Annotated in this window: 19 protein-coding genes and 1 riboswitch; of the genes, 9 read left to right on the forward strand and 10 right to left on the reverse strand. The window is 61.7% G+C overall.

The features are described 5' to 3' along the window. The first annotated feature begins 781 nt into the window (after positions 1 to 781). Positions 782 to 1,177: a hypothetical protein gene (locus QM596_RS28780; protein WP_283310519.1), complete on the forward strand. Its 396-nt coding sequence runs from the start codon at positions 782 to 784 to the stop codon at positions 1,175 to 1,177. Positions 1,178 to 1,307: 130 nt separating this feature from the next. Then, a complete protein-coding gene (locus QM596_RS28785; RefSeq protein ID WP_283310521.1) occupies positions 1,308 to 1,502 on the forward strand; it encodes a DNA/RNA helicase domain-containing protein in 195 nt (64 codons plus the stop codon). A 482-nt stretch (positions 1,503 to 1,984) separates the two neighbouring features. On the opposite strand, the gene QM596_RS28790 is transcribed toward QM596_RS28785, so the two are convergent. The 3 genes from QM596_RS28790 to QM596_RS28800 form a co-directional block, all read right to left on the reverse strand. Then, entirely contained in the window at positions 1,985 to 2,146 is a 162-nt protein-coding gene (locus QM596_RS28790) for a hypothetical protein (RefSeq protein WP_269578019.1), read from the reverse strand. A gap of 59 nt (positions 2,147 to 2,205) precedes the next feature. Beyond that, a complete protein-coding gene (locus tag QM596_RS28795) occupies positions 2,206 to 2,415 on the reverse strand; it encodes a hypothetical protein (protein WP_283310522.1) in 210 nt (69 codons plus the stop codon). A 216-nt stretch (positions 2,416 to 2,631) separates the two neighbouring features. Further along, a complete protein-coding gene (locus QM596_RS28800; protein WP_069147393.1) occupies positions 2,632 to 3,732 on the reverse strand; it encodes an LLM class flavin-dependent oxidoreductase in 1,101 nt (366 codons plus the stop codon). Between the two features lie 297 nt (positions 3,733 to 4,029). Here QM596_RS28800 and QM596_RS28805 point away from each other — a divergent pair, with 297 nt between their 5' ends. Then, positions 4,030 to 5,031: an MBL fold metallo-hydrolase gene (locus tag QM596_RS28805; RefSeq protein ID WP_019749272.1), complete on the forward strand. Its 1,002-nt coding sequence runs from the start codon at positions 4,030 to 4,032 to the stop codon at positions 5,029 to 5,031. Between the two features lie 42 nt (positions 5,032 to 5,073). On the opposite strand, the gene QM596_RS28810 is transcribed toward QM596_RS28805, so the two are convergent. Continuing rightward, positions 5,074 to 5,994: a universal stress protein gene (locus QM596_RS28810; protein WP_113684028.1), complete on the reverse strand. Its 921-nt coding sequence runs from the start codon at positions 5,992 to 5,994 to the stop codon at positions 5,074 to 5,076. Further along, on the reverse strand, positions 5,991 to 7,436 hold the full coding sequence (locus QM596_RS28815; protein WP_283310525.1) for an amino acid permease: 1,446 nt from the start codon (positions 7,434 to 7,436) through the stop codon (positions 5,991 to 5,993). Before QM596_RS28815 ends, QM596_RS28810 begins: the two co-directional genes overlap by 4 nt. 160 nt (positions 7,437 to 7,596) lie before the next feature. Between QM596_RS28815 and QM596_RS28820 the strand changes: the two genes are divergently transcribed. Next, positions 7,597 to 9,390 carry an alanine racemase gene (locus QM596_RS28820; protein ID WP_283310527.1) on the forward strand — a complete coding sequence of 598 codons (1,794 nt, stop codon included), beginning with the start codon at positions 7,597 to 7,599 and terminating at the stop codon, positions 9,388 to 9,390. A 31-nt stretch (positions 9,391 to 9,421) separates the two neighbouring features. Further along, positions 9,422 to 10,264 carry a hypothetical protein gene (locus tag QM596_RS28825; RefSeq protein ID WP_283310529.1) on the forward strand — a complete coding sequence of 281 codons (843 nt, stop codon included), beginning with the start codon at positions 9,422 to 9,424 and terminating at the stop codon, positions 10,262 to 10,264. Here the strand turns inward: QM596_RS28825 and QM596_RS28830 are convergent, their stop codons facing one another. Beyond that, a complete protein-coding gene (locus QM596_RS28830) occupies positions 10,265 to 11,239 on the reverse strand; it encodes a TauD/TfdA dioxygenase family protein (protein ID WP_283310551.1) in 975 nt (324 codons plus the stop codon). It abuts the gene before it with no gap. A gap of 111 nt (positions 11,240 to 11,350) precedes the next feature. On the opposite strand from QM596_RS28830, the gene QM596_RS28835 reads away from it, so the two are divergent. Next, on the forward strand, positions 11,351 to 11,899 hold the full coding sequence (locus QM596_RS28835; protein WP_283310531.1) for a nuclear transport factor 2 family protein: 549 nt from the start codon (positions 11,351 to 11,353) through the stop codon (positions 11,897 to 11,899). Positions 11,900 to 11,902: 3 nt separating this feature from the next. Here QM596_RS28835 and QM596_RS28840 read toward each other — a convergent pair whose 3' ends face one another. After that, a complete protein-coding gene (locus tag QM596_RS28840; protein WP_283310532.1) occupies positions 11,903 to 12,136 on the reverse strand; it encodes a hypothetical protein in 234 nt (77 codons plus the stop codon). Between the two features lie 280 nt (positions 12,137 to 12,416). Here QM596_RS28840 and QM596_RS28845 point away from each other — a divergent pair, with 280 nt between their 5' ends. Next, positions 12,417 to 13,910, forward strand: coding sequence for a stealth family protein (locus QM596_RS28845; RefSeq protein WP_020970156.1), 1,494 nt, complete (start codon positions 12,417 to 12,419; stop codon positions 13,908 to 13,910). 51 nt (positions 13,911 to 13,961) lie between these two features. On the opposite strand, the gene QM596_RS28850 is transcribed toward QM596_RS28845, so the two are convergent. From QM596_RS28850 to QM596_RS28860, 3 genes are all read right to left on the reverse strand, one after another. Continuing rightward, a complete protein-coding gene (locus QM596_RS28850; RefSeq protein WP_283310533.1) occupies positions 13,962 to 15,329 on the reverse strand; it encodes an NtaA/DmoA family FMN-dependent monooxygenase in 1,368 nt (455 codons plus the stop codon). Between the two features lie 20 nt (positions 15,330 to 15,349). After that, positions 15,350 to 16,696, reverse strand: coding sequence for an LLM class flavin-dependent oxidoreductase (locus tag QM596_RS28855; protein WP_283310535.1), 1,347 nt, complete (start codon positions 16,694 to 16,696; stop codon positions 15,350 to 15,352). After that, positions 16,679 to 16,792, reverse strand: a riboswitch (SAM riboswitch). It overlaps the preceding gene by 18 nt. Before the next feature lie 78 nt (positions 16,793 to 16,870). Then, positions 16,871 to 17,776: a phosphodiesterase gene (locus QM596_RS28860; protein WP_283310536.1), complete on the reverse strand. Its 906-nt coding sequence runs from the start codon at positions 17,774 to 17,776 to the stop codon at positions 16,871 to 16,873. 339 nt (positions 17,777 to 18,115) lie between these two features. Here QM596_RS28860 and QM596_RS28865 point away from each other — a divergent pair, with 339 nt between their 5' ends. Together QM596_RS28865 and QM596_RS28870 are read left to right on the forward strand one after the other, a co-directional pair. Beyond that, entirely contained in the window at positions 18,116 to 19,489 is a 1,374-nt protein-coding gene (locus QM596_RS28865) for a dicarboxylate/amino acid:cation symporter (RefSeq protein WP_003940669.1), read from the forward strand. A gap of 172 nt (positions 19,490 to 19,661) precedes the next feature. Then, on the forward strand, positions 19,662 to 20,021 hold the full coding sequence (locus QM596_RS28870) for an excalibur calcium-binding domain-containing protein (RefSeq protein WP_133729007.1): 360 nt from the start codon (positions 19,662 to 19,664) through the stop codon (positions 20,019 to 20,021). The last annotated feature ends 25 nt before the right edge of the window (positions 20,022 to 20,046 follow it).

Here is a 20,046-nt window from a genome sequence, read left to right on the forward strand (position 1 = left end):
AGTACTGGTGGTGAGGGTTGTGTCGTGGTGTGAGCGGAACGCATCGCGCGGGCGTCGGTGAAGGACGGACAAGACTTCGACGATCGTCGCACGTCGGTTGGGCCACTTCATGGGGTAATCAGTCCGGGAGCACGGGGGCTCTGAATGTTGTCGTCAGCGTGACGGAAACCAACGTGCGGCACAATGTAATTTCATACCTGCGAGATTCATACTTCTGCGCGGCCACAACGGCCGTATCCCCTTCGTTCTCAGGAGAATCGGGGTCCATACGGCTGAGCAATTGCAGGACGCGATGTGTTGTCGTACCGGTCACTGTGTGTGAGCGAAACGGAACAGAAGGCCTGGCGTCACAGTCTCCCCCGCTTCGCACGCGATCTGACCGATGCCGGTCTCGGTGGGGTCGACACGCTCGTCGAGTATCCACTCCCTTGACGTCGTAGCGTGCTGACGTCGCGCTTGCCGGGACACATCCTGATACCGGAACAAAGCCGTATCTCGTCGTCGAGCTCAAAAGGGTGGTCGCCGGCGCATCCCTACGAAGACCGCACTGATCTCATGGTGACTCCTGAGCTTCCCGGTCGCCCCAGATTGCACCCTCAAACTCAAGTGCAGGGTATACCACTACCTCACCGATTTCGCGACTGTCCTCGCTGATCAACCCGCCCCGGTGGCCGGTGTCGCCTACCTGCACAACGTGACCGACCCCCACACGATCACTGAGCTGAATCCTTCACCTGCCGGGCACGCCGCCCACCTCTTCACCGCCGCAGACCGCGATTAGATGCTCACCTTCCTGCGATCACGTCTGAACCCGAACAGCGGAACCGATCCAGGCGATGCACTTCTGAACTCCCCGCCCGCACCGCCGCAGCAACTCCTCCAAATTGCCGCTGCCGAACTGCGCGAGCGATCGCAATTCCATCTCTTCGGAGAGCAACAACTGGCAGTGGACCTGGTATTTCATGCCGCCGAACATGCCCGTGGCCACGTCACTAGTCGGATCCTTGTCGTCACCGGCGGCCATGGCAACGGCAAGAGCGCCATCGCCCTGTTCCTCCTTGACGAGCTCGCCTGGAGTGGCGGCCCTGTGCTCCACGCGACCGGCTCGCGGTCGCTCAACCAGACCCTGCAAAAAGTCGCCGGCGCCCGCACTCCCCGTGCACAGATGCCGAACTGAGATCCAACCGCCCTCAGATCGATGAACTGATATCTGCCGCAGGAGTTCCCGTGTTCCTTGTCGACGAACATCAAGTAGTCCGGCCAGGATAGGTGGACTCCCTTGAACCATTGCGCGCCATGCCAAGACTTTGGGATTTGAGACGCAGCAAGGCCATCCGGAAGAACAGCTTCGCTGCGGCGGCAGTGTGGAATACGTGCAGCGGGTCAAACGCCTCCTGCATCTCGGCCACGAGAAACCCTACCAGTGGACAGGCGATCCACGCTTCACCATCCGAATCGCTGACACCGCACAAGAACTCGAGAAAATCCTCTCCCTATTATGAGAGCAGGAACACTCCGCACGCATGACAGCAGGATACTATGGTGGCTACTGCACATACCATGGTGGCTACTGCACATAGAAAAAATCGAATGCTCGCAGCTATTCGACGCGTCGATCCTCATCGGAGTCCGCTCGGAGATCTCGGACGTATGCCTTCCCGTTCGAGTTGACCGGGTGTCTCCTCGTCGTCTTCGAGATCGTCGAAATCGTGGAAGTCCGACCCTCCCATGTACGGGCCCGGCCGTTCTAGGCCGACGATGAAATCCGAAGGAAACACACTGCCGCCGTCCTCGGGGTCAATGGAACGTTTGCGAACGGTGTTGCGGTGTAACCGATGTGTTGCGCACGCTTTAGAAGCCCGAGGATCTCGGCAATCTGCCCGTTGATCGCAATCCGCTCAAACTGTCTGGTTATTCGTGTTCGCTGATCAATCGTATTCGCCGACGCCTGATTTGCCTCGGCGTCGATGATCAAGGCCCGGATCTATTCGAGCTCGGTCAGCGCCTTCTTCAGGTTGGCCACCAGCTTCTTGAGGCTCGAGACGTTCTTCTTCACGACCGCGATACGAATATTGCTCGGGTACAGATTCTTCGGATCATTGAGCGGAAGTGAGTGATCCACGGTTACGAAGTGCAGTGCGCTCAAGCCCGCGAGCAGACTCTGTAGTCAAGGTCGAGGTGGTGAGCCGACGGATTGCCAGGATTTCATTCGTCTTGTTGGATCGATTTCGTGTTCGAGAAGGTCCCGTGCCGCCAGTCCTCGGCGTTGGCGTAGTCGCCACCGACGCCTGCACTGATGTTTTGACGACCGACCAACTTAATGTCGAGGCGTCGTTGAGTCTGGCTCCGGACAATCTCGATCGCGCCGGTCAAGACGATGACCAAGCGACAACCCGCGTGGATCGCCTTGGCCACTACGCCACTGAAATTCGCCGTCGTCCCGCTCCGGACATGGCCGACCGCCAACCCTTTGGACTGATACTGCTCCGACCTGGTTGGGTCGGCGAGTCGATCCCACTCACGGATACCTTCATTGCAGTCAAAACCGACCGCGATGTCGGTAACAAGTTACTGCAGCTCGTGAGCGGTCGCAGCGCCGGACCTGCTTACCCGACAGTCAGGCTTCTCCGCTCAGTCGACGGCGGTGAAACCCTTCGCCCGATCTTTGTCGGCCGAGGTCCACAGCGTCGTCGACAGTTCTGCCTTCACCAGCGGGATGACCTCCTCGGCAAAGCGGCGCAGAGTGTCCTTCTGCTGCTCGAAGTCGAGCACGTGATTGACCGACACCGATTGGAAATCGTGGCCGTAGCTCTGGTGGTAATCGATTATCTTCTCGGCGACCCGCTCCGAAGACCCGACCAACGCCGGCCCGCGGTCGACGGCTTCCTCGATGGTCCGGAAACTCGTCGACTTTCCGACGGCTTTGGGATCGTGCTTGCGTTTGTCGGCCTGCGCAACGGCGCCTTCGTAGATCGGACGGAACTCTTCGATGGCCTGCTCGGTGGTATCGGCGAGGAACAATCCGCCCGAACCCGAGCCGACGTACGCCTTGGACGGGTCGTGCCCGTACGCCAGGTACTGCTCGCGGTAGTGGTCGATCAGCACTTTGTAGTTCTCACGAGGCTGGAAGGCGTTGGCGGTGACGATGGGGTCGCCCCACTTCGCCGCGAGTTCGACGGCCTCGAACGAGGTAGCCGATCCATGCCAGATACGGAACGGGCCGTCGTAGGGACGCGGTAGAGTCGTCGCGTCCTCGAGCGATGGTCGGTGAGTTCCCACCCACTTGACGTTCTCCTCGCTGATCAGCAGTTTGAGGAGTTCGTAGTTCTCGGTGAGGTATTCGTACTGCTTGGCGATATCCAGGCCGAGGAGCGGGTACTGAAGGACCTCGTTGCCCTTGCCGATCACAATCTCGAGGCGTCCCCGGCTCAGCTGATCGATGGTTCCGAAATCTTCGGCGACTCGAATCGGGTCGAGTAGCGACAGAACGGTGACACCAGTCGAGAGCAGGATTCTGTCTGTGGCCTGCGCAATTGCCCCCAAAACGACGGTTGGCGCCGACGAAAGAACCGGCCCGGCGTGGCGCTCACCCACCGAGAACGAATCGATACCCAGTTCTTCGGCGAGAACCGCCAGTTCGACGACGCGGTTGAGCCGATCGGACGGGGCAACTTCCTCGCCGGTCACTGGATGGGGTGGGTTGAAAATGATGTCCAGAACCTGAAAACGCATGACCCGTCTTTCTCGATAACCACACAGCACGCCTGTCCCTCGGAGGCTAGTGCGCGACTGCTCGACGGATCCGCGATCCGAGGACGCGCCCAACGCAACGAATTCGCGAAACACGCTATTCAGAAGGATCTTTCGACTCAACGAGACCATTCAGTCGATAAAACTCTCACCGATCCGAAGTCGACCCAAAACATGCCGAACTCCCGCCAGGCAGGACCTGTGTCACCGACCAATCAAGCGCACGGTAAACATGAAGTACTAAGAGTGCGTTCCCTTACTCGTTAAGAGGTACTTGTTATGAATGGTGCGGCAGCCATCGGTGATGGCATATTCCAGATTCCTGTCCCGATCACGGACAACCCGCTCGGGCACACGCTCGTCTACGCCATGGAATCCCCCGGCGGACTGATCTTGGTCGACGCTGGCTGGGGTGACGACAACGGCTGGCAGGGCCTCAACGCGGGGCTCGCCGAGATCGGGCATTCGGTGACCGACATCGAGGGCGTCGTGGTCACGCACTTCCATCCGGACCACACCGGACTGTGCGGACGGGTCCGCGAGGCATCCGGCGCTTGGATCGCCATGCACGAGGACGACCACTACCTGTTCGATCAGATGGCCACTGCGCGTAACGAGGAGTGGATGGCGTACCAGCTCGACAACATGGAACGTGCCGGAGCGCCCGCAGCTGACCGTGATGCCTTCCGACTGGCTGCCGCGGGTGAGTCTCCGGTGGGCCCCGAGTCCGCTCCCGACCGCCTTCTCGTCGACGACGAGATCATCGCACTCACCGGCCGCGGCCTCCGCGTTGTCTACACCCCCGGCCACACGCCTGGTCACGTCTGCTTCTACCTCGACGACGCCGACATCATGTTCACCGGCGACCACGTCCTGCAGAAGACAACACCGCACGTCGGGAACTTCGTGTACCCCCTCGACGAACGCGACGCCCTCGCCGATTTCCTCGACTCGCTCGCACGAGTGCAAAACATGAACATCACCCGCGGTCTCGGCGCTCACGGCATTCCGATCGACGACGTCGGTGGCCGCGCCGGCGAGCTGATCGAGCATCACCAGGAGCGACTCGATCACCTGCTGCAAGAGTTCGCCGACGACAAGCTCACCGTGTGGGACGTCGCGGCAAAGATGAAGTGGTACAAGCCGTGGGCCGAGATCTCCCCGATGGGCAAGACGATGGCGCTGTCCGAAGGTGCAGCTCACCTTCGCCATCTGGTTGCCCGAGAGCAGGTCTCTCAGGTTCCCGGCTCCGAGCCCGCGCTCTTCGCTCGCTCCATCTGAAAGATCAGGGCCGACAAGCACTCCGCTCGTCGGCCCTGATCTCTATTCCGCTTCGGCCTGATCGACTATTCGGGTCGACGCCGATCGCGGGACCACCACCACCGGAACCGGTGAGTACCGCACGATCTTCGCCGCCCGACTGCCGAGGAACACCCGCGCCAGTGGACCTGCCTTGCTCGAGCCGACAGTCAGAACGTCACCTCGGTCCCACTCGACGCCCTCGAGCGCCTCGGCCCAGTTACGACCATGGCTGATAACCGATTCCATGACGTCGGGTATTTCGGGCAGTGCACGCACGCGCTCGAAGGCAGCGTTGGTCTCGCGCTCGACCACCTCGGCCCACTCGGAGATGATCGGTGAATCCCCCTCGGTCCCGAGTGTGGTCGTGTACTGCGCGTTTGCGCGAACTGCAAACGCCGCCAGTCTGAGTCCGGCATCGACACGCGCAGCCACGGTCGCGGCGGCGAGCACCAGATCGTCTTGATCGGGTGTGCCCGAGTATGCGGCGGTGACGCGGCGAACCACCTCACCGGACTTGGTTCGAAATCCCCTCGGCGCCAGGGCGACCGGAACGTCGGAGCTGTGCAGCAAGCGTGAGGTGACACTGCCGAGAGCCACGTGACCGAACACCCCGGCCGTAGACGAATCTAGGACGATCATCTTGGCTTCGTGCTCGTGAACGAGATCAAGCAAGCCACTCGACGTCGACTGAGCCTCATGCACGACATAGGTCACGTAGACGTCGGAGGGCATGTCTGACCGCGCTTTCGCCAGTGCCGCTTCGGCTTCGGCTCGCAACTGCTGGTGGTATTCGGCGTCGACACGCGCCATCCCGGGCGGTGGCGGCGAGGGAATCACCGCGCAGATCACCAGCGGTTCACCGGACGAGCGCGCCAACAGCGTTGCCAGATGGACGGTTCCGGAACTGTCACCGTCGGGTGCGTATCCCGCGAGCAGCGTCATGACTCGGACTCCGATCCCAATTCGGCGCGGTTCTTCGCCCCGAGGCGCGAGTGCTTCATACCGTAGGCGAAGTACCAGATGATCGCGACGGTCACCCAGATGAGGAACACGTAGATCGTGACGGTTCGGAGGTCCTTGATGATCCACAGGCAACCCAGGATCGAGAGGATCGGCGTCACCGGATAGCCGGGAACTTTGAAGCTGCGCGGCAGGTCCGGGTCACTGCGCCGCAGGATGATGACCCCGATCGAGACCACGAGGAAGGCCACCAGGGTTCCGATACTGGTCATTTCAGCGAGGAAGTTGATGGGAATGAAACCGGCCAGAATGCTGATGACGACGCAGACGATGATGGTGTTGGGCACCGGCGTCAGAGTCCGTGGGTTCACCTTGTGGAAGATCGACGGAATCATGCCGTCGCGTGACATCGCGAACAGAATGCGGGTCTGACCGTAGATGACCACGAGCGTGACGCTGCAGATCGAGATCACCGCACCGGCGGCCAGAAGTGTTCCCGGCCAGGTAGATCCGGTCACCTGTTCGAGGATGGCGGACAGCCCGGCTTCCTGACCTTCGAACGATGCGGAATCCTGTGCACCGATCGCCACGGCGACAACGGCGATGTAGATCGCGGTGACGGACACGAGTGCAATGAGGATCGCGAGAGGGAGATTGCGACGAGGGTTCTTCACTTCTTCGCCGGCAGTGGACACAGCGTCGAGGCCGATGTACGAGAAGAAGATGATTCCGGCGGCGGACATGACGCCACTGAATCCGAACGGTGCGAAGTCGGCGAAGTGATTGCTGTTCCATCCGGCGATGCCGACCACGATGAAGAGCAGCAGAATTGCGAGCTTGATCGAGACCATGATGGCGTTGGCCTTGGCCGATTCACTGGCGCCGCGGATGAGCAGAACACCGCACAGGCACACCAGGATCACTGCGGGCAGATTGATGATGCCGCCCTGCTCCGGCGCTTGTGACAACGCATCGGGGATCTGGAACCCGAAGAGGTTGCCAAGCAGCTGGTTCAAGTATTGCGACCATCCGACGGACACCGCCGCGGCCGAGACTCCGTACTCGAGAAGCAGACACGCGCCGACGGCCATGGCCGGAAGCTCTCCGAGCGTCGCGTAAGCGTAGGAATACGACGAGCCCGACGCTGGGACAGCTCCGGCCAACTCCGCGTAACAGATCGCCGTGAGTCCCGCGACGATACCGGCAACAACGAAGGAGATGATCACTGCCGGACCGGCGACCGGGACCGCCTGCGAGAGGACGAAGAAAATACCGGTGCCGATCGTGGCGCCGATGCCGAACATGGACAACTGCGCCAAACCGATACTGCGGGTCAGCTCACCGCCGTTGGTATCTGCGCCGGGCTCCTGGTCTATCTGCAAAGCCGGCTTGCGCCGAAGTACGTGTTTGACGAGAGTAGCCATCGACGCTCCTCTAGAGTGCCTGGTAGGAAACTGTTGTATCCTCATACTGCACGTAAGTGTCCTGCGACACAACAGTTGGAGCAAAGTTGCCCAGCTCACGCCAACCGTCCGGTCTGGAATGCCCGGATCGTGAACCGCCTTCGGAGAAAACGGGGAGATCATGACCGGACCGACCATCACCGTCGACCTGCGTCGTATCGAACAGAATGCGCGCGTCCTCGTCGAGGCGTCCAGCGCTCACGGTATATCGGTGGCCGGTGTCAGCAAATCTACGTGCGGATCCCCCAAAGTGGCACGAGCAATGGTCCGCGGCGGCGTCACGCAGATCGCCGACTCCCGCCTGGACAACCTGGCCCGCATTCGCCGCGACGGCATCACCGTTCCCCTGATGCTGATCCGCGCACCGTCGCTGAACGAGATCGACGACACGATCCGCTACGCGGACATCAGCCTCAACTCCGAGTTGACGACGATTGCTGCTCTGGGCAGAGCAGCACAAACGCGAGGAGTCGTCCACGACATCGTGCTGATGATCGACCTCGGAGATCTCCGCGAAGGGATCCTGCCGGCGGAGGCATTGGACGTAGTCGCTGAAATCCTTCCCATCGAGGGCATCAGACTGATCGGAATCGGCGCGAACCTCGCCTGCGTCGGCGGCATCCAACCGACCGTCGACAACCTGTCGAATCTGGTCTACCTAGCCGACGAAATCACGAAGCGGTTCTCGATCGAACTGCCGATCGTTTCCGGCGGCAATACGTTCTCGCTGCCACTACTCGAGACGGGCACGATGCCCGAGGGGATCAACCATCTGCGTTTGGGCGCCAGCATCGTACTGGCCGAATCACCTACTCCCCCCGGACTGTACGAACTGCTGAACAACGATGCCTTCACTCTCACCGCGGACATCATCGAGGCCAAGGTCAAGCCGTCGCGGCCGTATGGAGTCTCAGGCGAAGACGCATTCGGCCGACGCCCCGTCTTCGACAACGAGGACAAGCCGAGCCGACGCCTGATCTTGTCCATCGGCCGCGAAGACATCTCGCCGGAAGGCTTGACCCCGATCGATCCGCGCCTGAAGGTGATCAGCGCCAGTAGCGATCACCTCCTCGTCGACGCCGGAGAAACAAGCGACGAATACCGACTGGGTGGCACCGTCGCCTTCACGATCGATTACGGCGCGCTCTTGATGGCGATGACATCGCCCTACGTCGAAAAGCGCTACGTCCTGGGCACCGAACCGATCGATGCCAATGCGAGCGTCGAATTGATCGACCTCGAAACTACCGGGCTGGCAAGCCATCTCCTCGATCACGGTCTACGCGAAGACATGTCCGGAATCGGTTTCAGCTGCATTCAAGCCGAGAACGCCGCCGCGGATCTCACAACGCTGCCGCTGTGGCTCACTGCCGAGGCCTGGCAGAACACCAGAATTCCGATCGCCACCGAACCCGGAACCGATTTGGGTGCAATCATTTTCGCCTCCCACGGCGATATCGAACAACTGCTGTCGTCGGCAGCGGATCTGCACGGCCCCAGTTTGGAGAACACCGTCTTGGTGGGCGTCAAGAACGCCACGGTCGATCACAAGCGCGCACTCGACGAGTACGGGGTATTGCTGGTGACGATCGACGAGATCGATCGCCATGGCATGGCGGCCTTGATGCCTCGCGTCCTCGCCGCGGCGGGCCAGGGTGTGAACGGCGTCCACGTCCATTTCGACATGGACATCATCGACGGGCGTGTTCTCGGCGTCGACGACACGACGCATCTGGGCGGCCTCACATTCCGAGAAGCGCACCTCGCCGCCGAATTCATCAGCGAGACCGGCCTGACGAGATCGATTTCGATCGGCAGCGTCGCGGCAGCGGATTCCGATCCTCTCGGCCGTCAGGCGACCTTCGTCGACGGACTGGTTGCATCGCTGCTCGGGCGCAAGGTGGTCAAAGCCTGACGTTGTCGGCAGCCCTTGCGAGAATCGTTCGATGATCACGCGGAGCTCCGGTCAGCACGTATTCATCGCACTCGGCACGCCGTGGCTCGATGCCGTGGTCGCGTTTCTCGAACCCCGTGCCCGTGTCGATCCCTGGATCATGCGCGGAAAGATGGCCATCGGCGACCTGTTGATCACTGTTCTCGACACCACTCCTCGCACGCTGCTCTGCATCGAGACCGTGGCTGCGCCGTTCGACGGCACGTCGCGGATGGAAGTCGATGAACGCCCGTACGAACTCCACGGTTTGCCCACCGTTCCCGAACTCGAACAACGATGGCCCATCACGTTTCCCACGGATCCAGGGCCGGTCGACGACGCACTGGCCGACCGGATTCTCACGGCCGGCCAGTCGCACTATGCGCACTACTTCGGCGACATCGACACGCTGGATCCGACGTCCACAGCTGCCCACGCCCGAACGTTGATGAACGAGCGGGGAAACTGCACAGGTTGCAGCTCACCGATGCCGTTGCGAAAGTTCAACAGCGGCGATCGCCTTCACTTTCATTCCGCATCACGGATCTTCAGGCAGGCTGAACCTGGTGACGACTACCCCGCCGTCCTGTGCCGCAAGTGCACCGGAAGGATGGCCACGTCTGGGCACACCAACTTCATCGACTACATGCTGGCGAAAAATCCACCGTGCCCACACTGCGGTGCACACAGAACCGCTCAGTGTGCCCCGGGGATGCCGGTCCATCCGTTCGATCACCTACCGTGGCTCGCCGTAACTGGCTGCGTCGTGGGACCGGACACCCCGGAATGGACGTGCCGAGCGTGCAGTCACTCATGGGGACAGATGTTCCCGCCGGATCACCCGCAGCACGACTGATCAGTTCGCGGCGAAGCCGGGAAGCCGATCGATGTCCGCGATGATCGAATACTCCGCGGCGTCACCCTGGAGGATTCGACTCTCCTCGCCGTGGACGTCGACGGGGACGTCGCCGGCCAATGTCACTCGGTGCACACTGCGCGCCTGAGTCCCGTAGTCGGCGATACCGTAATGCTGAGTCGCCTGGTTGTCCCAGATCGCCAGGTCGCCGGCCGACCAGTTCCATCGAACAGTGTTTTCCAACTTGATGATTCGTGCCTGCAGGATCTGGTAAAGAGCGACCGACTCCGACGGCTTGAGCCCGACGAACTCCTTGAAGAAGTGACCGAGCAGGAGGGTCTTCTCCCCCGTCGCCGGATGGATACGCACCACCGGGTGTTCGGTCTCGTAGATCTCACGGGTGAATTCGGCGTAGTAGGCCTGGCGCTGCGCGTCTACCGGGTTCGCCTGATCGACAACCTCGGCATAGTCGTAGGCATTGGTGTGAACGGCCCGCAAATTCTCGACCAAGACCTTGAGCGAAGGCGGCAGTTGGTCGTACGCGGCGGTGGTCGACGCCCACGTGGTCGCTCCGCCGTACTCGGGAATGGTCGTCGCTCGCAGAATCGAGGCTTTCGGGATGCGGTCGACGAACGTCACGTCCGTATGCCAACTGTTGGCGGCTCGGTCGAGCACCAACAGCTTGTCGCCCCTGGACTTCACCGTCGGATGCGGGGTGGTCTGGGTGCCGAGGGTTCCGGCGAATTCGTACTGCGACGTGTCGTCGAGATGATGCTGCCCACGGAAGAACACAACCTTGTGCGCTGCCAGCGCATAGTTGATCGCGTAAGCGGTCTCTTCGGACAAGTCCCCGGAGAGATGGACGCCGTCGATGCGGGCGCCGATCAGCTCGCCTACTTTGTGGACGGTGATTCCGCCGGCAGCGTAGATCTGCTCCGGGGTCTGGGTGACACGTTCGAGTTCGGTGACGGACATGGCGATCTCCTGTGAGTCGGTCAAGCCTACGGGCGCGGCAGTCGTCATGGCGCCGCCTACTGTGAACACTCAATCATTTACGCTGCGGGCTCGAATACGGTTGAACTCGAGGTGATCTCAAAGTTCAGCGCTCCCTCGTCGGAGAATACTGCCGCTCACTGGGACGAGGCCGTCGTCGTTGTCGTCATGAGCTGTAGCGTGCGATCTGCCGCACCCACGTCTACGGAGGACAGCATGCAACCCGAGGGCCCTGCCGAACAGATTCGTTCAACGCTCGCTCGCATCGCGCATCTTGCCGATACCGGCTCGGTCGAGGATTACGTGGAGCAGTTCACCCGCGAGGCCGAATGGAACATGCCGGCCAATCCCGATCGCGGTATCCCCGCACAGGTACGACGTGGCCGCGAAGAAATTGCTGCTGGAGTAGTCGAGCGTCGAGCCGCCGGCATACAAGGCCCGGGCACATTCACACGCCACGTCACCACGGCGATCGCCGTGGACGTGACCTCGGAAACGACAGCCCGCGCGGATGCGGTGTGGACGTTCTACGTCGACACAGCCACGTCGCCCGAACTCAGCGGCGTCGGGAGCTACGCGGACGAGTTCGAACTCGAAGATGGGCGGTGGCGACTCTCGCGACGGGTGATCTCGCGCGGCTGACGCTCAGTCTTCTTCGCCGGTGATCGCCTCACACCAGTCTTCGACCTGATCGATCCCCTCTTCCGTCCATTCCGGGCTCATATCTTCGAGTGCATCGAAGACAACCTCGCAGGTCAGCATATCCGGTGAACCCTCCGACCCCGCTGCCTCGGTTCGCTCCGCAGACGCTGTCGCAACTGGGCCGGCGGCCAGCGCAACCGCCATCGCGCCTGTTCCGACCATCGATTTCACACGCATCGGTTCTCCTCCTTCACTCTCGCTTCGGTCCTCGGGGTACCCGACTCGCCCCGCCCTACCCATCGCCGTCACTCATGTCCGACTTTCGGCGCCGACGGCATAGACTGAGCTCGTCGCCACCACGCTCTCGCAGCGTCGGGGGCGACAGATACACAGCTGGATCAGAATCGGAAGGCATCCCATTACAGAATCTCCCGCTCCGCACGACATCTACTTCGTACCCCCGGAGCAGGACAGCCCCAATCCCGTGGAACCGGCGTCGGCCGCGTCACGCGCACGGATGGGCGAGCTACCCGAGACCGTCCGATTCAAGAATCGTTTTGCCCTCGCGATCACGACCACCACGCCGCTCGAAGCGATGGTCGAAGATCTCCTCTTCATCCGCGACATCCTCGACGCCGCAGGAATCGAGTATCTACTCGTCCGCGGAAACGACGAGCGCCCCGTGATCGCGGTGAGCTGGACCGAGCGCAAAAACCTGCGGCAGGCACTTGTCGAGGGATGCGCCAACGCACCCTTCTATTCCAAAACCGTCGACGCGAAGAAGAGCCCCGCGCTCCTTGTCGCGGACGGTGCCCTGTCGAAAACCAACAAGTCACGGATCTTCCGCTTGTTCCGTCCGCGGGTTCACGTCGCAAGCGGCATGAACTACGGCGCGAACATCGGCGTTCAAATCGAATTGTGGTCGATTTCCGACGAAGAAATCGTCCTACCCGTCGAGAACTCACTGACACGACGAACCGTCCTCCCCGAAGAAGCTGTCCGAGGAACCGTCGAGCGATTCGGCCGGATCTGGCCGACTATCGAGAACATGTTCGCCGATCATGCCTCCGATATCAGCTTCGATATCGATCTGGTCTTTTCCTGGGTCGACGGCTCTTCCAAGGAGTTTCAGGCTCAGCGCGCCAAGCGCATGCAGAACTACATCGTCGGAGAGGGCGACGAATCAGAAGCGCGCTTCCGTCAGATCGACGAGCTCAAATACGCGCTTCGATCCATCCACATGTACGCGCCGTGGATCCGGCGGATCTTCGTCGCAACCGATTCCGATCGTCCGGACTGGCTTGCCGACGATCCGCGAGTCACGTTCATGCCCAGCGAAAAATTCTTCGCCGATCCAAGTGTGTTGCCTACCCATAATTCTCAAGCTGTCGAGTGCCAGCTGCACCATATTCCGGGTCTGGCAGAGCATTTCCTCTACTCCAATGACGACATGTTCTTCGGTCGCCCCGTTGGCCCGGACATGTTCTTCTCCCCCGGTGGGATCAGCATGTTCATCGAGGCCGACACCAGAATCGGATTGGGACACAACGACAACGACCGCAGCGGGTTCGAGAATGCGGCTCGCGTCAACCGCCGGCTACTCCAGGACCGCTTCGGTCTGATGACCACCAGGCATCTGGAGCACGCAGCGACGCCACTACGCAAAAGCGTGATGGCCGAGATGGAACGCGAGTTCGCCGAAGACTTCGCCGCAACTGCAGCAAGCACCTTCCGCGCGAGTTCCAATATCTCGGTGACCAATTCGCTGTATCACTACTACACACTGATGAGTGGACGGTCGGTGGTACAGAAGTCCGCAGCCGTCAAGTACGTCGATACGACGGTCAAAGCCGGTTTGCGCGACATGGACTCACTGCTCGCCAAGCGCTCCATGGACTTCTTCTGCCTCAACGACGGCAGCGCTCCGGAGATCGATCTGGAACTTCGCACACGCAAGATCACGGAGTTCCTGGAGAGCTACTACCCCATCCCTGCTCCCTGGGAAGCCTAGACGAAGCGGGGGCCCAGCCGATTTCGGCTGGGCCCCCGCCACTTCGGTCGATCAGCGTGCTGTCACGTGCTCCCGCTGCACCGGGATGGGCAGTCCGAGATTGTCACGCAACGTCGTTCCTTCGTAGTCACTGCGGAGAACACCTCGATCCTGCAGCAGCGGCACCACGTGGTCGACGAACTCGTCGAGGCCGGTTGGCACGAGGTGCGACCCGAGGATGAATCCGTCCGAACCGTCGTTGCTGACAAACGAATCTATTTTCTCGGCAACCTGCTGCGGTGTACCGACGATCGGTCCACGCTCGAACTGATCGATCACCACTTCGCGCAGATTCAGCTTCTTGCTCTCGGCTACCGCGCGCAGTTTTGCGACGGTCGCGAAACGATCTTGGTGAATGAAGGCGCGGCCCTGGATGATCGGCGGAGCCTCGGGATCCGGAGCGATGTCGGGTAGTGGTCCTTCGGGGTCGTACTTCGACAGATCGAGATTCCAGATCTGTTCGAGCAGAACCAAAGCGGTCTGGCCGGTGACCTGCTGGTCGCGAATCTCTCGGTACTTCTCGATCGCATCTGCCTCCGAGGTGCCGAGAACAAAGCTCGCCGACGGCAGGATCTTGATGTCACTCGGGTCACGTCCGGCCGCGACGGCACGTGCTTTGATATCGCGATAGAAATCGGCCGCCTCGGGCAACTGACCGTACGGTGAGAAGATCGCGTCGGCATTGCCGGCAGCAAAATCGCGCCCCTGCGGCGACACCCCGGCCTGCAGAATAACCGGGCGCCCTTGCGGGCTACGCGGCACTGTGAATCGGCCGTTCACGTCGAAATGCGATCCATGAAAAGCGAATTCACCGGCATCCGGTCTCGCGAGAAAGCGCCCTGATGCCTTGTCGGCCACGATGTCGTCGCTTCGCCACGAATCCCACAGTTCACGCACCAGCGCTACGGTCTCCTCCGCACGCTCGTATCGTTGCGCGCGGTCGAGGTATCCGCCGCGGCGAAAGTTCTGGCCGGTGAATGCGTCGAACGAGGTGACGACGTTCCAGGCGGCACGCCCTCCGGACAACTGATCGAGCGTCGCGAATTGGCGGGCCAGTTCGTACGGCTCGTTGAACGTGGCGTTGATGGTGCCGGCCAATCCGAGGTGTTCGGTTACTGCCGCCAACGACGCAAGGACCGTGAAGGTGTCCGGCCTACCGATGATGTCTTGGTCGAAAATCTGTCCCGCACGCTCACGAAGGGCGAGGCCTTCGGCGAGGAAGAAGAAGTCGAACTTCCCACGCTCGGCGGTTCGAGCGGTGTGCTCGAAAGAATCGAACTCTATCTGGCTGCCCGCCTGCGGATCCCACCATGCAGTGTGATGGTTGACGCCGCCGAGGTAGGCACCCAGGATGACCTGATTACGCTTCTGAGAACTCATGAAAATCTATTCCTCGTCTGTCAGGCGGCCGGAGTACCGGCGGCGTAGCGGTTGGGAACGTCGATGGGTAGACCAAGGAGTCCGCGAAGATTCGTCTGCGGATATTCGGTGCGGAATACGCTGCGTCGCTGCAGTTCAGGCACCAGCTCACCTGCGATGGCGTCGAGGTCGTCCACGAGGACGCCCGGCCGCAACCGGAAGCCGTCGATTCCCAACTGCTGCCACCGGAGCAGGAGATCCGCCAACTCCGCAGCAGAGCCGGTGAAGGTCAGCGCGTCCGAACGGTATTCGGCGCCGGCCTGCGCGTCGAGGCGAGCGAGCCGTTCCTTTCCGGTTTCTTCCGGCGTATCGAAGAAGACGACGATGTCGGTGAAGACCCGAAGAGATTCGCCGGTGCGCTGCACGTGTTCTTCGGCTGCTCGCACTTCACCCAGGATTGCCGTGACCTGCTCGTCGTCGAACGGCGTCACGAACACCAGATCGGCCGTCCGCGCCGCCAGCTCGTACGCGACCCGCTGATGTGCCAACGCGGTAACGACGGGATGCCCCTGCGGCGGGCGCGGAGTCACCGACGGTCCACGGACCGAGAGGTACTTTCCCTCGAAGTCGATGTAGTGCAACTTGTCTCGGTCGATGAACCGGCGCTGCTCCACGTCGCGGATCTCGGCGCCGTCCTCCCAGCTGTCCCAGAGTCGCCGGATTACGTCAGCCGCCTCCGCAGCTTCGTCGAACAGGTCGCGCACGAAGTCCGGGAGGACGCCTGAAACGATCGACTGACGGTCGGCATCGGTGAGCGCGGGGATGTCGCGACGCCCGAACTGTGCTGCCTCGGATTCCGACGCCGAAACCTTCACCTGCCATCCGGCGCGACCGCGCGAGGTGTAATCCAGCGTGGCAACGGCTTTGGACACGTGAAACGGCTCGGTGTGAATGGTGGTGATGGTCGGGATCAAGCCGATGTTGCTCGTGATCGGTGCCAGTCGGGCGGCCACGAGATGTGCGTCGAGCCGAGCGCGCACCCGATCAACCGCGTCGTCGACGGGCTCGAGTGGGTTGGCCGGCACCGAGAGACTGTCCTCGATGGTGACGAAATCGAGCAGACCACGCTCGGCGGTCGTCACCACGTCAGTCCAATACGACGCGCTGAACAGCTCACTCGGGCGCGAGTGTGGCTCTCGCCAGGCTGCAGGGTGCCAACCGGCACCGTCCAGCGCTACGGCGAGATGCAACGGAGCAAGATGAGAAGAGGGGGTGGAGGTCATCGGCGCATACTCCTGTTCGAGAACTACTCGGGAGCGCACAGTGCCGACCGCAGAAACCGTCAGCACCCGACTGACGGTTCTCGTGGCGACTGCCGCTTGCGACACGCACCGCGCGTATCGCCAGGTGTGATTCCGGGGCACCCCATCGGCATGAAGGGTTGCCGTCCAGCTAGCCGGTCCTTGTTGCTGGAGCTCTGCACCTACCTCGACGGTAATGAGTACGCGACAGCCCGGCAATCGCCCAGAACTGCGCCGGGGTGCCGGAAACCGCCTGCCACCTCAGATGATCGAGCGTGCAGCCTTTTCGCTCTCGAGGATTCGAATACCGGCAGCGCTGAGCCTCCGGGCTCCCTCGGCCGCGTCGACAGGCTCACCGACCGTCACGTGCGCGCCGAGTGGAACGACCGAATGAACAATTGTCTCGTCGTAGACGTGCACCAGGTTGCACCCCTGAGCCCCGTCACGACCACGCTGACCACCGACTTCCACGTTCAAGTCCTGGGTGTAACACGTCGACGACGCCACGGACACCGGAATGCCGGCGAACGTCGCCGTCGTCGAATAGTGCAGATGCCCGGCAAGAATCGCCCGGACGTCGCTGTCACGCAAGACGTCTGCCAACCGGGACTGATCGCGCAACTCCACCAGAACCGCGAGATCCTGAATGCACGGAACCGGCGGATGATGCAGCGCCAGAATTGTTCCGTCGGGCGCGGGCACCGCCAATTCTGAGCGTAGCCAATCCAATTGACGATCCGAGATCTCACCGTAGTGGTGACCGGGAACCGACGAATCCAGGGTGATCACCCGCAGTCCGTCAAGGTCGTAGACGTTGTCGACGGGATGATCGGTGGCGTCCTCGCCCAACAGCAGAGACCTGAAAGTAGAGCGGTCGTCGTGGTTGCCCATCGCCCAGATGACCTGCGCATCGATCTCGGCCGCCACGGGTTCCACGATGGCTTTCAATTCCGCGTATGCGTCGGGGTGTCCCTGGTCGGTCAGGTCGCCGGTGAATATCAGTGCATCCGGGCGTGCGCCCGAGGCCACGATCCCGCTGAGCACTTCCCGCAATCTCGTCGACGCATCCACGGCGTCGTACAACTCCCCCTGAGCCACCAGATGCGTGTCACTGAGGTGCACCAGGAAATGCTTCGGACGCGGGTACTCGGCATTCCGAACGCTCATCGGTCTCTCGCTTCCGCTTGCCGACGCTTAGGCGCCGGTGCGGCACCTACTGATCGTCGAGACTAGTCAACCGACCAACAGTGACTGATCGGGGCACGCCCGACGAACACGAAGCGAACTCCCGCGGCGACCCTCGGGATCGAGTAGTTGAAGCTGCGAGTAGTGTGTGGACAGTGTTGTTCCTGACCAGTCGGCGATACGTCGACCTTCGCCTGCAGGCGAGCGCAATGTGTACGCGCTCGCTCTGACCTGACGCGTACCAGGAAACATTTCTTCGAATCTGCCCGGCCTCTGGTGCCGCGCTGCGTTTCGCTCCCTTGATTTTCGAAAGGCATAGTCATGCCCAGCTCCACCTCCACCGGCGTGCCGGAAAAGTCCACGTCCCGTTTTCCGTCCTGGGCGACGGCATTCGGACCGCAGATCGTCGCCGGTCTCGTACTCGGTGTCATCATCGGTCTCGTCGCCCGGGCCATGCCTGACGCAGCCGACGGCAACGTCAACTGGTTGGTCGGCACCGTACAGACCATCGGTTCGAGTTACGTCAAGCTGCTCACCGTTGCGGTGATCCCGCTGGTGTTCACCGCCATTGTCAGCTCCATCGCCAACCTGCGCCAGGTCGCCAATGCAGCTCGCCTGGCCGTGCAGACCTTGCTCTGGTTCGCGATCACCGCTTTCATCGCTGTGATCATCGGCATCATCGTCGGCCTGATCACCGATCCCGGTTCACGGACCGACGTCGCCGCCGAAGCCGCGAAGGAACCCAAGAGCTCCGGCTCGTGGTGGGCGTTCATCACCGGACTGGTTCCGAACAACTTCCTGGGGCTGGGCGCAAAGACTTCCGTCGCCGAAGGCGTGGCGACTACATCGCTGAGCTTCAACGTCCTGCAGTTGCTCGTCATCGCCGGCGCAATCGGCATTGCTGCGCTCAAGATCGGTCCCAAGGCTGCGCCGTTCCTCGAGTTCAACGCTTCGCTGCTCGCGATCGTCCAGAAGGTCCTGTGGTGGATCATCCGCCTCGCCCCGATCGGTACGGCCGCACTGATCGCCAACGCTGTCGCCACCTACGGCTGGGATGCGATCGGGTCGCTGGGCGTCTTCACCGCCGCCATCTACATCGGTCTGGCCATTGTCTTCTTCGTGGTCTACCCCATCCTGATTGCCGCACACGGCCTCTCGGTTCGAAGCTTCTTCTCCGGTGTCTGGCCCGCAACTCAGCTCGGATTCGTCTCGCGCTCGTCGATCGGCACCCTGCCGCTGACCGAACGCGTCACCGAACGCAACCTCGGCGTTCCTCGTGAGTACGCCTCGTTCGCAGTTCCGCTCGGTGCCACCACGAAGATGGACGGTTGCGCCGCAATCTATCCCGCGATCGCGGCAATCTTCGTCGCCGGCTTCTACGACGTCCCGCTGACCTTCACCGATTACCTGCTGATCGTCGTCGTTTCGGTCATCGGCTCGGCAGCAACGGCCGGAACTACGGGTGCGACAGTCATGCTCACACTCACACTCTCCACCCTGGGTCTTCCCTTGGCCGGCGTCGGACTGCTCCTCGCAGTCGAACCGATCGTCGACATGGGCCGTACCGCAGTCAACGTCACCGGCCAGGCACTGGTCCCGGTCATCGTCGCAAAGCGTGAGGGAATCCTCGACAAGGAGCGCTTCGACGCTCCCCGCAACGGTGATCCCTTCGCCGAGGAACTTGTCGACGCGTAACCCTCGCTGACAGCAGCAGCGTCCCCGCACCCGAGCAATACGGTGCGGGGACGCTGCTTTTCACCCCAGGTTTCACCCTTACTGAAATAAACCATTTGGTCGTTATGACCAGTATGCTCAGCCGGCACAGCCCTCCGAAGTGGAAGGGCTGCCCAGTTGAACACGAGGTCACATGAAGCTCCGCCGTCTGGCATTCAGCATCGCAGGTTGCGCCGCAATCACTCTGGTTGCCGCACCCGCCGCTCAGGCATCCACGGTTTTCGATTTCCTACCCATCGAGATCGCACGCATGATTCCGACTGGCTCTGCAGACGCAGTCCAGCCGTTCCTCCCCCCGGTCTTCGCACCGCCTGCACCGCCCGCTCCGCAAGCGCCCCAGAACCCGCCGGCGCCGCAGAACACTCCCGCACCGGCGCGGTATTACCAGAACTGCACTGCCGTGCGTAACGCCGGCGCAGCTCCGTTGTACCGGGGCCAGAACGGATATGCCCCGCATCTCGACCGGGACAACGACGGCATCGCCTGCGAGTGATCCAACGCTCGGGTTGTGGTGCACC

This window comes from Rhodococcus sp. IEGM 1406 (assembly GCF_030056745.1).
Taxonomy (GTDB): Bacteria; Actinomycetota; Actinomycetes; order Mycobacteriales; family Mycobacteriaceae; genus Rhodococcus_F; species Rhodococcus_F erythropolis.

Bases quoted from the DNA above. Each gene is read 5' to 3' on its own strand.
- QM596_RS28870 (WP_133729007.1), top strand. From the start codon at position 19,662: ATGAAGCTCCGCCGTCTGGCATTCAGCATCGCAGGTTGCGCCGCAATC.
- QM596_RS28815 (WP_283310525.1), bottom strand. From the start codon at position 7,436: ATGGCTACTCTCGTCAAACACGTACTTCGGCGCAAGCCGGCTTTGCAG.
- QM596_RS28810 (WP_113684028.1), bottom strand. From the start codon at position 5,994: ATGACGCTGCTCGCGGGATACGCACCCGACGGTGACAGTTCCGGAACC.
- QM596_RS28840 (WP_283310532.1), bottom strand. From the start codon at position 12,136: ATGCGTGTGAAATCGATGGTCGGAACAGGCGCGATGGCGGTTGCGCTG.
- QM596_RS28780 (WP_283310519.1), top strand. From the start codon at position 782: ATGCTCACCTTCCTGCGATCACGTCTGAACCCGAACAGCGGAACCGAT.
- QM596_RS28825 (WP_283310529.1), top strand. From the start codon at position 9,422: ATGATCACGCGGAGCTCCGGTCAGCACGTATTCATCGCACTCGGCACG.
- QM596_RS28860 (WP_283310536.1), bottom strand. From the start codon at position 17,776: ATGAGCGTTCGGAATGCCGAGTACCCGCGTCCGAAGCATTTCCTGGTG.
- QM596_RS28820 (WP_283310527.1), top strand. From the start codon at position 7,597: ATGACCGGACCGACCATCACCGTCGACCTGCGTCGTATCGAACAGAAT.
- QM596_RS28845 (WP_020970156.1), top strand. From the start codon at position 12,417: ATGGGCGAGCTACCCGAGACCGTCCGATTCAAGAATCGTTTTGCCCTC.
- QM596_RS28805 (WP_019749272.1), top strand. From the start codon at position 4,030: ATGAATGGTGCGGCAGCCATCGGTGATGGCATATTCCAGATTCCTGTC.
- QM596_RS28800 (WP_069147393.1), bottom strand. From the start codon at position 3,732: ATGCGTTTTCAGGTTCTGGACATCATTTTCAACCCACCCCATCCAGTG.
- QM596_RS28865 (WP_003940669.1), top strand. From the start codon at position 18,116: ATGCCCAGCTCCACCTCCACCGGCGTGCCGGAAAAGTCCACGTCCCGT.
- QM596_RS28850 (WP_283310533.1), bottom strand. From the start codon at position 15,329: ATGAGTTCTCAGAAGCGTAATCAGGTCATCCTGGGTGCCTACCTCGGC.
- QM596_RS28830 (WP_283310551.1), bottom strand. From the start codon at position 11,239: ATGTCCGTCACCGAACTCGAACGTGTCACCCAGACCCCGGAGCAGATC.